Origin of the sequence: Pseudomonas sp. A-RE-19 (genome assembly GCF_019956555.1) — a bacterium.
In the GTDB taxonomy this organism is placed as follows: Bacteria; Pseudomonadota; Gammaproteobacteria; order Pseudomonadales; family Pseudomonadaceae; genus Aquipseudomonas.
In genome coordinates this window covers 109,686-121,710 of sequence record NZ_JAHBDQ010000004.1, presented here as the reverse complement: position 1 = coordinate 121,710, position 12,025 = coordinate 109,686, and the positions used below count along the sequence as shown (strand labels likewise).

12 protein-coding genes are annotated in these 12,025 nt (G+C 58.7%); 4 read left to right on the top strand and 8 right to left on the bottom strand.

The window, feature by feature from the left end:
* The first annotated feature begins 243 nt into the window (after nt 1-243).
* Both erdR and KGB14_RS03470 read left to right on the top strand, forming a co-directional pair.
* The gene (erdR, locus tag KGB14_RS03475; protein ID WP_223484110.1) at nt 244-894 is read left to right on the top strand and encodes a response regulator transcription factor ErdR; all 651 of its coding nucleotides are present in this window, start codon (nt 244-246) and stop codon (nt 892-894) included.
* 75 nt (nt 895-969) lie between these two features.
* Nucleotides 970-1,332: a diacylglycerol kinase gene (locus tag KGB14_RS03470; protein ID WP_008153979.1), complete on the top strand. Its 363-nt coding sequence runs from the start codon at nt 970-972 to the stop codon at nt 1,330-1,332.
* On the opposite strand, the gene KGB14_RS03465 is transcribed toward KGB14_RS03470, so the two are convergent.
* Nucleotides 1,329-2,255: a LysR family transcriptional regulator gene (locus KGB14_RS03465; protein ID WP_223484109.1), complete on the bottom strand. Its 927-nt coding sequence runs from the start codon at nt 2,253-2,255 to the stop codon at nt 1,329-1,331. The genes KGB14_RS03470 and KGB14_RS03465 overlap by 4 nt on opposite strands.
* A 122-nt stretch (nt 2,256-2,377) precedes the next feature.
* On the opposite strand from KGB14_RS03465, the gene fpr reads away from it, so the two are divergent.
* On the top strand, nt 2,378-3,157 hold the full coding sequence (fpr, locus tag KGB14_RS03460) for a ferredoxin-NADP reductase (RefSeq protein ID WP_003443014.1): 780 nt from the start codon (nt 2,378-2,380) through the stop codon (nt 3,155-3,157).
* Nucleotides 3,158-3,326: 169 nt separating this feature from the next.
* Here fpr and tsaA read toward each other — a convergent pair whose 3' ends face one another.
* From tsaA to rimO, 6 genes are all read right to left on the bottom strand, one after another.
* Entirely contained in the window at nt 3,327-4,028 is a 702-nt protein-coding gene (tsaA, locus tag KGB14_RS03455) for a tRNA (N6-threonylcarbamoyladenosine(37)-N6)-methyltransferase TrmO (protein ID WP_223484108.1), read from the bottom strand.
* A 187-nt stretch (nt 4,029-4,215) separates the two neighbouring features.
* Nucleotides 4,216-4,986, bottom strand: a complete 771-nt coding sequence (locus KGB14_RS03450) for an SDR family oxidoreductase (RefSeq protein ID WP_223484107.1) — start codon at nt 4,984-4,986, stop codon at nt 4,216-4,218.
* A gap of 170 nt (nt 4,987-5,156) precedes the next feature.
* On the bottom strand, nt 5,157-5,627 hold the full coding sequence (locus tag KGB14_RS03445) for a DUF1456 family protein (protein WP_223484106.1): 471 nt from the start codon (nt 5,625-5,627) through the stop codon (nt 5,157-5,159).
* A 75-nt stretch (nt 5,628-5,702) separates the two neighbouring features.
* Nucleotides 5,703-6,413, bottom strand: coding sequence for an rRNA pseudouridine synthase (locus tag KGB14_RS03440; RefSeq protein ID WP_223484105.1), 711 nt, complete (start codon nt 6,411-6,413; stop codon nt 5,703-5,705).
* A gap of 191 nt (nt 6,414-6,604) precedes the next feature.
* Nucleotides 6,605-7,078, bottom strand: coding sequence for a GNAT family N-acetyltransferase (locus KGB14_RS03435; RefSeq protein WP_223484104.1), 474 nt, complete (start codon nt 7,076-7,078; stop codon nt 6,605-6,607).
* A gap of 126 nt (nt 7,079-7,204) precedes the next feature.
* Nucleotides 7,205-8,542, bottom strand: coding sequence for a 30S ribosomal protein S12 methylthiotransferase RimO (gene rimO / locus KGB14_RS03430; RefSeq protein ID WP_008072723.1), 1,338 nt, complete (start codon nt 8,540-8,542; stop codon nt 7,205-7,207).
* Nucleotides 8,543-8,831: 289 nt separating this feature from the next.
* Between rimO and KGB14_RS03425 the strand changes: the two genes are divergently transcribed.
* Nucleotides 8,832-10,733: a potassium transporter Kup gene (locus KGB14_RS03425; protein ID WP_223484103.1), complete on the top strand. Its 1,902-nt coding sequence runs from the start codon at nt 8,832-8,834 to the stop codon at nt 10,731-10,733.
* Nucleotides 10,734-10,927: 194 nt separating this feature from the next.
* Here the strand turns inward: KGB14_RS03425 and KGB14_RS03420 are convergent, their stop codons facing one another.
* Entirely contained in the window at nt 10,928-11,254 is a 327-nt protein-coding gene (locus KGB14_RS03420; protein WP_223484102.1) for a DUF3077 domain-containing protein, read from the bottom strand.
* Nucleotides 11,255-12,025 lie beyond the last annotated feature (771 nt).

The following is a 12,025-nucleotide window of genomic DNA, read 5'->3' as shown; positions in this document are numbered from 1 at the left end:
CATACTGCAAAAGAACCAGACTGGCTGGCAGGGCCATGCAACTTGACCACCCCGGTTTCGCTGGGCATGCTTGGCGCCGATTAGGGCGCGGCCAAGGTTTGATACGCCGTATTCTTTACGTGAAGAACCACGTGATTGGCGTTGAACGTGCCCTGTTGGTGCCGCTGCGTGGCTGCACCTCGAGTTGTTTTGGCGAGGCCTGAATGCATCGGGTGTCCCATGAAAAACAGGATCATTTGAAAAATGGCCACATACGAAATCCTGATTGCCGACGACCATCCTCTTTTTCGTAGCGCCCTGCATCAAGCGTTGACCCTGGGCCTGGGCCCGGATGTCCGTCTGGTGGAAGTGGCGAGCATTGCCGAGCTGGAAACCCGTCTGGACGAAAAGGCCGATTGGGATCTGGTACTGCTGGACCTGAACATGCCAGGGGCTTACGGTTTTTCCGGGCTGGTGCTGTTGCGTGGTCAGTACCCGCAGATTCCTGTGGTGATGGTGTCGGCTCAGGAAGAAGCGTCAATCATGGTGAAGTCCCGTGAATTCGGCGCCAGTGGGTTCATTCCCAAGTCCAGTGACCTGAGTGTTATCCAGAAAGCCGTACGGGCGGTGCTCGATGGCGACGTTTTCTGGCCACCCCAGGCTTTCGAAGCGGTCAGTGTTTCCGCCGAAGCCAAGGTGGCCAGCGAAGGTCTGGCGAGCCTGACACCTCAGCAGTTTCGGGTGTTGACCATGGTGTGTGAAGGTTTGCTGAATAAGCAGATTGCCTACGAACTGAGCGTTTCCGAGGCGACAATCAAGGCCCACGTCACGGCGATTTTTCGTAAGCTGAATGTACGAACCCGGACTCAGGCGGCGCTGCTCCTGCAACAACTTGAGTCAATTTCGAGCCACTAAGGCACTACGTGTTCACGCTTTTTTGACTTTGCTTGATCTAGCTTTCCCACTCCTTTTTGGTCAGTTGCCCACTTTATGTCACCTTTCAAAGGCCAAACCGGCCTAAAACGCATCCTTAACGCCTCCGGTTATTCCCTGGACGGCCTGCGCGCGGCCTTCACCGGTGAAGCGGCCTTTCGGCAATTGGTGTTGCTCAACGTCATTCTGATCCCGCTGTCGTTCTTCCTGAACGTCAGCCGCGTCGAGCAGGCGCTGCTGATTGCGGTCTGCCTGTTGGCGTTGATCGTCGAGTTGCTCAATTCGGCGGTTGAAGCGGCCATCGACCGCATTTCCCTGGAGTTGCACCCACTGTCCAAGAATGCCAAGGACATGGGCAGCGCCGCTCAATTGGTGGCGTTGAGCATGATCGCCCTGGTGTGGGCGGTGATTCTGCTTTAAGCGATGGTGGGCAGGACGATCTCGTCGCTGCGCTGAACCCCTGCGGTGAAAGCGCGGCACAGTTCGAGGAATTCGCGCATCGCCGACGTCTGATATTTCTGTTTGTGCCAGATGAAATAAAACTGTCGCGCCAGGTCCAGATCCGGTGTTTCCACCGGCATCAGGCTGCCGCGGCGAAAGGCGTCACGCAACGCCAGACGCGAAATGCAGCCGATCCCCAACCCTGATTCCACCGCACGCTTGATCGCTTCGGTGTGTTCCAGCTCCAGGCGAATATTCAGCGCGCTGCGGTGGTGCCGCATGGCCTGGTCAAACGTCAGCCGCGTGCCCGAGCCTTGCTCACGAAGAATCCACGCCTCATGACTCAGTTCCTCCATGCTGGCTGTGCCGCGTTTGGCCAGCGGGTGCTGGGGCGCACAGAACACCACCAGCTCATCCTCGACCCAGCTCTGCACTTCGATGTCTGGATGGCTGCAATCGCCTTCGATTAGACCCAGATCAATTTCATAGTGCGCGACCTGTTGCACGATGTTGGCTGTGTTCTGCACATGCAGCTTCACCTGGCTTTCCGGATGATGCTGCATGAAGCTGCCGATCAGCAGGGTGGCCAGGTAATTGCCGATGGTCAGGGTCGCGCCCACCGCCAGGGAGCCGAAACCGGACTTGCCGTTGAGCAAGTCTTCGATTTCCTTGGCTTGGTCGAGCAGGGCCACCGCTTGCGGCAACAGCTGTTTGCCGAGGGCGTTGAGGCTCAGCCGTTTGCCGGCGCGATCGAACAGCTGGCAGCTGCACTGACGCTCTAGCTCGGTGATCGAGGTGCTCGCCGCCGATTGCGAGAGGTTGAGCGTCAGGGCCGCACGGGATACGCTTTCCTGCTGGGCAACGGCGACGAATACTTGAAGTTGACGGAGAGTAAATCGCATATCTATATAACCGATAACCCTTATCTTAATAATCCATTTAACAGATATTGTCGCTGCCATTAGAATGCGATGCAATTGCGCACATCATCGGCGCAGGCAAAATCTCCAGGAGTCCCACGTACATGAGCAACATGAACCACGAGCGTGTCCTCAGTGTTCACCACTGGAACGACACTCTGTTCAGCTTCAAGTGCACCCGCGATCCGGGCCTGCGCTTCGAGAACGGTCAGTTCGTGATGATCGGCCTGCAACAGCCCAACGGCCGCCCGCTTATGCGCGCTTACTCGATTGCCAGCCCGAACTGGGAAGAGCATCTCGAGTTCTTCAGCATCAAGGTGCCTGATGGCCCGTTGACTTCCCAGTTGCAGCATCTGAAGGAAGGCGACGAGATCATCATCAGCAAAAAGCCTACCGGCACGCTGGTGCTGGATGACTTGAAGCCTGGCAAACATTTGTACCTGCTCAGCACCGGTACCGGTCTGGCGCCGTTCATGAGCGTCATCCAGGACCCGGAAACCTACGAGCGTTTCGAAAAAGTGATCCTGTGCCACGGCGTGCGTTACGTCAACGAAGTCGCTTACCGCGAGTTCATCACCGAGCACCTGCCGCAGAACGAGTTCTTCGGCGAGGCTTTGCGTGACAAGTTGATCTACTACCCGACCGTGACCCGCGAGCCGTTCGAGAACGAAGGTCGCCTGACCGACCTGATGCGCAGCGGCAAGCTGTTCAGCGACATCGGTCTGCCACCGATCAACCCGCAGGACGATCGCGCCATGCTGTGCGGCAGCCCGAGCATGCTCGACGAGACCAGCGAAGTGCTGAACAGCTTCGGTCTGAAAGTTTCGCCGCGGATGCGCGAGCCGGGTGACTACCTGATCGAACGTGCATTCGTCGAGAAGTAAGCAACCCGCATGACTGAAAAGCCCCCATTGCCTGTGAAGGCAATGGGGGCTTTTTTGTGCCCGACACAAACCTTGTAGGAGCTGTCGAGTGAAACGAGGCTGCGATCTTTTGATGTTGCTTTAAAAAAACAGGATCAAAAGATCGCAGCCTCGTTTCACTCGACAGCTCCTACGCGTTGGCGACGGGGATGACTTCAAGGACGCGGATCAGGTCAGGCGTGGGGTAATGCCAGCGCACATCCACATCCCAGAACTGCGCGCCATATTCCCTTTGCGGCGCAGGCGTCTGGTACGCCGGCCGTGGGTCTTGTGCCAGGCATTGCTCGATCAGCTCGACCAAGGGCTCATCAAGGCGCTGAGCGTGGCCATGAGCCTGTTGCAGCGCTGAGTCCGTCCACTGCACGGGAATCAGTGTTGGCGGGGCGCTGGCGATGCTGTTGGACGCCGTGTCGATGATGTCCGCATAAGGCACGTAGGGTTTGATGTCGAGCACCGGTGTGCCATCCAGCAAGTCGATGCCAGAGATCCACAGCCGATTGGCTTCGACCCTGTCCAGTTTGACCACCGATTGACCGATGCCATTGGGTCGGTGCGTCGCGCGGGTGGCGAACACGCCCATGGATTTATTACCGCCCAGGCGCGGAGGGCGGACTTTCAGGCGTGGCTTTTCTTCCAGGGCCTGGTGGAACAGGAACAGCAGCCAGACATGGCTGACCTGCTCCAGACCTTGTACGGCGTCACCCTGATCGAACGGTGCCACCAGTTCCAGCACGCCGCGGGCGGCCGGGGCCAGTTGTGGCTGGCGCGGGATGGCGAACTTCTCCTTGAAACAGGAGCGCACGAAGCCGATGGGGGAAACGCTGTAGGTCATGGTTTGGGGTCGAGGCGGGGGATTAGGGCGGCATGATAACCCGAGCGACCGGAAGATCGGTGGCGCCTGTCAGTCCGTCATCGCGAGCAGGCTCGCTCCCACATTTGATTTGCGGCGGGCACAAATGTTGTGATCACAGCAGGCCCCTGTGGGAGCGAGCCTGCTCGCGATGGCCGCACCACCAATCTCAGAGACTAAACCCGCCATCCAAAGGAATGATATTCCCGGTCATATACGCTCCAGCCGTACTCGCCAGACTGATCGCCAACGCCGCCATCTCTTCTTCCCGCCCCCAGCGCTTCATCGGAATCAACGCCGTATTCTCCGCCAATGCCTGCTCATCATTCCCGATATGCTGGGTCATCTTGCTCGGGAAACGTCCTGGCGCGATCACATTGACGTTGATGTGCTGGCTCACCAGTTCCCGCGCCAGAATCCGCGACAGTTGATGCAAGGCCGCTTTACTCGGCCCGTAGGCATAAGCCTGTTCACCAAAGGAAGAAATCCCGGCCACAGAACCGATGTTGATGATCCGCGCCGGATTCGCTTCGGACCCGGCCTTGCGCAGCAGCGGCAAGAGCTGCTGGATGCAATTAAACACCGACGTTACGTTCAGCTGCATGACCTTTTCCCAGCCCTTGACCGGGTAGCTCTCCAGCGGCGCACCCCACGTGGTGCCGGCGTTGTTCACCAGAATATCCAGCTGGGTGATCTGTTCTCCCAGTTGTGTGGCCAACTGGAGCACACCTTCTTCCGTGGCGAGATTGGCCGGCACGGCATGGCAGCGACCGAGCGCACTCAGCTCATCAGCCGTTTGCTGGCAGGCGTCGGCATCCCGGGCGCAGACGTACACGGTGGCGCCGGCCTCGACGTAAGCCTTGGCGATCATTTTGCCGATACCACGGGTGCCGCCGGTCACCAAAGCGGTGCGGCCTGCCAGAGAAAAATACGGGTGCATGGCGAATCCTGAGCGCTGAGGGTCAGTACACCCTAGTCGTCAGCCGCCAGAAGCGGAGCCACTATTTTTGCGAGGAATGAGGGTCTATACAGCTTGAACTGCCTGCTGGCGATGGCGTCTTGAAGATCGCCTTCGCCAGCAAGCTGTGCTCCTACAGATTTGTGGGCGATTTACTGCGGGCGCACGCGCAGGGTCAGGCCCTTGAGGAAGTTGCGCAGCAGCTGGTCGCCACACGGGCGATAGTTGGTGTGGCCGAACTTGCGGAACAGCGCGCTCAGCTCAGGCTTGGACACCGGGAACTCGGCGGCCTTGAGGATCGCGTGCATGTCGTCTTCTTTCAGTTCGAAGGCCACACGCAGTTTTTTCAGGATGATGTTGTTGGTCACTGGTATTTCGATCGGCTGCGGCGGACGGCTTTCGTCCTTGCCGCGCTTGAAGATCACCAGGCCGTCGAGGAAATGCGCCATGACCTCGTCCGGGCAGCGTACGAAGCCTTCCTCGTCTTCCTCTTTCTTGTCGAGGTAGGTCAGCAGGTCTTCCATGGACACGTCCATGCCGCCGAGCTTGATGATCTCGATGACTTTCTTGTCGCTGATGTCGAGCATGTAGCGCACGCTGCGCAGTACGTCGTTATGAATCATGGTGTGCAATCCTGATATTCAGCTGTGGGCGCCGCATAAGCAGCGGCGCCGAAATGTGTGGCGGCGGGAAAAGTCTTAGAACTTCTCTTTGCCGGACAGGTAGCGCCATTGCCCCACGGGCACTTTGCCAATGGACACGCCGCCGATACGGATGCGACGGATGGCGACGACCTTCAGGCCGACGGCCTGGCAGAACAGGGCGATCACGCCCGGTTGTGGGTTCTTCATGGCAAAGCGCAGACGGTTTTCGTTCTGCCAGCTGGCCTTGACCGGCGGCAGTTCCTTGCCCTTGTACGTCAGGCCGTGGTTCAGGCGGTTGAGGCCGTGAGCCACCATGTCGCCTTCGACCTCGACCACATATTCCTGCTCGATCTTGCTGGCGTCGGCGGTGAGCTTGCGCAGAATCTTCCAGTCCTGAGTGAACACCAGCAGACCGCTGGCGTTGGCCTGCAGGTCGGCGCTGGCCGTCAGGCGCAGGAAGTGACCCTTGAGCGGACGTTTACCGTAGCGGTGCTCTTCGCTCAGGGTTTCGGCGCTGATGGTTGCCATGGCCGTTTCCGCATCCATGCCCGCAGGGACGTTCATCAGGATGGTCACCGGCTCCGGCGCGGTGGCCTTGGCTTCGGGATCGAGTTCGACTTTCTGGGTGTCGACCTTGAACTGCGGCTCGTCGATGACTTCACCGTCCACGGTGACCCAGCCGCCCTCGATGAACAGCTCAGCCTCCCGACGGGAGCAGCCGACGAGTTCGATGAGGCGTTTGGAGAGACGTATCGGGTCAGTCATGACAGGGCCGTAACAAAAAAGGGGTGGGCATTGTACCTGCCTGGCGCCGGTTAATCGCGGCTCCATTTGCCGCATGTGCTTTTAATGTGGGAGCGAGCCTGCTCGCGAAAGCGTCATCAGCTTCAACATCAATGTCGATTGATAGGCCGCTTTCGCGAGCAGGCTCGCTCCCACAAGGGTTTCATGTTGTGTCAGCCGTTGCGCGTTCGTTGTTGCGCCTGCCGCAAACGCATGTGCAGCAACGGATAGGGCTGGCCCATGCCGTCATGCTCGGAGCGACCGATCACTTCGAAGCCTTGCTTGAAGTAAAAGCCCAGGGCTTGCGGGTTCTGCTCGTTGACGTCCAGTTGATCGGCGTTCAGGTGTTCCAGGGCATAGCGCAGCAATTGCTTGCCCAGGCCCTTGCCGCGGTGGTCCGGATCGATGAAGAGCATTTCGATCTTGCCCGCTGCGACACCGGCGAACCCGGTGATGCGCTGGCGCGGGTCTTTGGTGCAGATCAGCATCACCGCGTCGAGGTAGCGGGTCAGCACCAGATTCCTCAGCAGTTCGATGTAGCTGTCGGGCAGAAAGTCATGGGTGGCGCGCACCGAGGCTTCCCATACTTGGGTGAGTTCTTCGTAGTCGCTCTGTTTCGGTGTGTGAATGACCGAGTGCTGGCGCATGCCCGATTGCTCCTTCTCTTTTTAAGAGCCGTTCCCGTAATGACGCGAGTTCTTTCTCTCACAAAACGATAGACGTAAAAAAGCCCCGCATCTCGTCAAGAGAGCGGGGCTTTTGTTTTTTACGTTTTAGATCTGTTCAGCCCACAGGTCGTATTCGTCGGCGTCGGTCACTTTGCACCAGACCTTATCGCCCGGCTTCAAGTTGCTGCCATTGTCGATGAACACGTTGCCGTCGATTTCCGGGGCATCGAAGAAGCAACGGCCAACCGCGCCTTGCTCGTCGACTTCATCGACCAGCACTTCGATTTCACGGCCGATGCGCATTTGCAGGCGCGCCGAGCTGATCGCTTGCTGGTGCGCCATGAAGCGATCCCAACGGTCTTGCTTGACGTCGTCCGGCACGATGGCCGCGTCCAGCAGGTTGGCCGGTGCGCCTTCGACCGGCGAGTACTGGAAGCAGCCGACGCGGTCCAGCTGCGCTTCGGTCAGCCAGTTCAGCAGGTACTGGAAGTCTTCTTCGGTTTCGCCGGGGAAGCCGACGATGAAGGTCGAACGGATGATCAGGTCCGGGCAGATCTCGCGCCAGTTCTTGATCCGCGCCAGGGTCTTGTCTTCGAAGGCCGGGCGTTTCATGGCTTTGAGGACTTTCGGGCTGGCGTGCTGGAACGGGATGTCCAGGTACGGCAGGATTTTCCCGGCGGCCATCAGCGGGATCAGCTCGTCGACGTGCGGGTACGGGTAAACGTAGTGCAAGCGAACCCAGACGCCGAGGGTGCTCAGGGCTTCGCAGAGTTCGGTCATGCGGGTTTTCACCGGCGCGCCGTTCCAGAAGCCTGTGCGGTATTTCACGTCGACGCCGTAGGCGCTGGTGTCTTGCGAGATCACCAGCAGCTCTTTGACGCCGGCCTTGACCAGACGCTGAGCCTCGTCGAGCACATCACCGACCGGGCGGCTGACCAGTTTGCCGCGCATCGACGGGATAATGCAGAAGCTGCAGCTGTGGTTGCAGCCTTCGGAAATCTTCAGGTACGCGTAGTGGCGCGGGGTCAGCTTGATCCCTTGCGGCGGCACCAGATCGATCAGCGGGTTGTGATCCTGACGCGGCGGCACGACGTCGTGCACGGCGTTGACCACTTGCTCGTACTGCTGCGGGCCGGTGACGGCCAATACGCTTGGGTGCACGTTGCGGATATTGCCTTCTTCCACGCCCATGCAGCCGGTCACGATGACCTTGCCGTTTTCCTTGATGGCTTCGCCGATCACTTCCAGGGATTCAGCCTTGGCTGAGTCGATGAAGCCGCAGGTGTTGACCACCACGACGTCGGCGTCCTGATAGGTGGACACAACGTCATAGCCTTCCATGCGCAGTTGGGTAAGGATGCGCTCGGAGTCGACCAGTGCTTTGGGGCAACCCAGGGAAACGAAGCCAACTTTTGGATTGGCCGGCGCAGGAGTGGTGGACATGTCTAACCTCGGTGTTTTGGGACGCCTCCAGCCGAAGGCGGCAAGGCGACAGACGGGCGTTTGGAACGCCTCTGATCAAAAAGTGCGCAATTCTAGCGATGGGCGGCGCACTTGACCAGCTTTATGCAGGGAAATACGACGAGTGCTGCGCTATGCTTCGCGCCGTTACGCTTTACCGAATTTTTACAGTCAACAAATCGTCTGTAACCTTAAGTAAAACAGCGCATGCTGCACGGCAAAGCATAGTGCTTCTTATAAGAAGTCCGGGTCTGAGTAGTAGGAGTTTTGGATGGGGCAGGCAAGTAATCAGGCGGTCGCGAACGGGCATTCGGCGGCGAAGCCGATCAGTATGCTGGTGGCGGCGGCGGGGGTGGTTTACGGCGACATCGGCACCAGCCCGTTGTACACCATGAAAGAAGTGTTCTCCGGGCAATACGGCGTGCAAGTCAATCATGACGGTGTCCTCGGTATTCTGGCGTTGATTTTCTGGTCGCTGATCTGGGTGGTCTCGATCAAGTACGTATTGTTCATCCTGCGTGCCGACAACCAGGGCGAAGGCGGCATCATGTCGCTGACCGCGCTGGCTCGTCGGGCTGCGACGCCCTATCCAAAATTGCGTTCCATATTGGTGATTCTCGGGCTGATCGGTGCCTCGCTGTTTTATGGCGACAGCATGATTACCCCGGCGATTTCGGTTCTATCGGCAGTGGAAGGTCTGGAAGTCGCCTTCGATGGCCTTGAGCGCTGGGTTGTGCCCATGTCGTTGGTGATATTGGTGGCCCTGTTCCTGATCCAGAAACATGGCACCGACCGGATCGGCAAACTGTTCGGGCCGGTGATGGTGCTGTGGTTCGTGGTCCTTGGGGGCTTGGGCATTCAAGGCATTGCTCAGCACCCGGAAGTGCTCAACGCCTTGAACCCGGCCTGGGGTGTGCGCTTTTTCGTCGTTCACCCGGGCATGGGCGTGGCGATCCTCGGCGCCGTGGTGTTGGCCTTGACGGGCGCCGAAGCGTTGTACGCCGATATGGGCCATTTCGGCCGCAAGCCGATTGCCCGTGCCTGGTTCGCCTTGGTGCTGCCGGGTCTGGTACTCAATTACTTCGGTCAGGGGGCTTTGCTGCTGGAAAATCCAGAGGCGGCGCGCAACCCGTTTTACCTGCTGGCCCCGAGCTGGGCCCTGGTGCCACTGGTGGTGCTGTCGACCCTGGCCACGGTGATCGCTTCCCAAGCGGTGATCTCTGGCGCATTTTCGCTGACCCGCCAGGCCATCCAGCTGGGTTACATCCCGCGCATGCGTATTCAGCACACCTCCAGTGCCGAACAGGGGCAGATCTACATCGGGGCGGTGAACTGGGCGCTGATGGTCGGCGTGATCCTGCTGGTGCTGGGCTTTGAATCGTCGGGTGCCCTGGCGTCGGCTTATGGCGTGGCCGTGACCGGAACCATGTTGATCACCAGCATCCTGGTGTCGGCAGTGGCGTTGCTGTTGTGGAAATGGCCACCGCTACTGACCGTTCCGCTGCTGATCGGCTTCTTACTGGTGGACGGGCTGTACTTCGCCGCCAACGTGCCGAAGATCATCCAGGGCGGTGCGTTTCCGGTGCTGGCGGGGATTGTGTTGTTTGTCCTGATGACCACCTGGAAGCGCGGCAAGGAGTTGCTGGTCGGGCGCATCGATGAGGGCGGGTTGCCGCTGCCGGTCTTTATCGGCAGCATCCGAGTGCAACCGCCCCACCGGGTTCAGGGCACGGCGGTCTTCCTCACCGCCCGCGCGGACGCGGTGCCCCACGCCTTGTTGCACAATCTGCTGCATAACCAGGTGCTGCACGAGCAGGTGGTGCTGTTGACTGTGATGTACGAAGACATCCCGCGCGTACCTGCGCAGCGGCGCTTCGAGGTCGATTCCTATGGCGAGGGATTCTTCCGGGTGATCCTGCACTTTGGCTTCATCGATGAGCCTGACGTGCCCGAGGCCTTGAAACTGTGCCATCTCGATGAGCTGGATTTCTCTCCGATGCGTACCACTTACTTCCTCAGTCGCGAAACGATCGTCGCTTCCAAACTCGAAGGCATGGCCCGCTGGCGCGAGGCGTTGTTCGCCTTCATGTTGAAGAATGCCAACGGCAACCTGCGGTTCTTCAATTTGCCGCTGAACCGGGTGATTGAGCTGGGTACGCAAGTCGAGATGTAAGCCACATGAAAAAGCCCCCGTTGCCATGAAGGTTGCGGGGGCTTTTTTTTGTCCGATGACTTGAATCCACTGACAATCCCCTGTGGGAGCGAGCCTGCTCGCGATGAGGATCTGTCAGCCAACGCAGATGTTGAATGTAATGGCCTCATCGCGAGCAGGCTCGCTCCCACAAGGGATCTGCGGTGTTGGCATCTTTACTTGCGTTCAGGCAGCTCTTCTTCAGATTCGGTCTTTGTCCGAGCAGGTCGAGGTGTCAGCACCTTCACCACATCATCAATCACTGCCTTGGACATAACCGTCAAATAATGCGCGGCCCAGGCGTGACGGTCGGTGTCTTTTACGTAGGCTGCATCCTCGGTGAATGATTTGGCGAGGAACAGCAGGTCGGAGGCTTGTGACAATGCATCAACGATGGGGACGCCGGCGCGGACGTTGAATAAGGCCTGATCCGAGCAGTAGATGAGCGGGGTGAAGCCGAGGGTTTTTAGGTCTGAAATCGCGGATGAATCTGTTTTCGTCATTGTGTTACTCCAAGGTTCGAGGAGCCGACACTTTCGTTTCCAAGCGAATAGGTGGCGGCTGTACGCAGGTTGGAAAACCGGGAACCAAGGAACCGGCACGCCCAAAGGCGTCCCACGCACAGCCGCCAGAACTCAGGATTGCAGTCGTAAAAACGTCTGCAGTCTTGATCGGGCGCTGGTGCGCTTTGGTTCGACGGGTTTCCAAGCCCGATCACTGAATGGTCAGCGACGTCCTGAGAGTATCCCGTCGAAGAAAAGCCCAACAAGGCAGCAAAGTGCCCAAACGCGAGATTCGGAGTTTGCCTACAAGGTCTGCGGGCGTCATCCGATATTGCGACACCTTAAGTAAACAAAACTAAACGTGGCGTAAGCATTCACAAGACGTTCGGCTCATTTTTTGTAGGCATCTGGCAGGCTGTAGAAGGATCCGGACTGGCGATACGCGTATTGTTTGTCGAGTCGACGGGAAGGCGATTCAGGTTTTGATTGTCGCCGTCGGTGCACGACAGGACGAAGAGGTCTACGACGCAGCAGAGCGGCGTCTCTAAATAAAAAGTCCTCGTTGCCTTGTGGCAGCGGGGCTTCTTTGTAGCCATTTATCTGAGTGCAGCGCGGATCCTGTGGGAGCGGGCTTGCCCGCGATGACGGCGGCAGATCCGACATTGATGTGTCAGACATACCGCCATCGCGGGCAAGCCCGCTCCCACAGGGATCTGCGGTGCATGGTTAATTGCGTACCTATGAAAAAGCCCCCGTAACCATAAGGCTGCG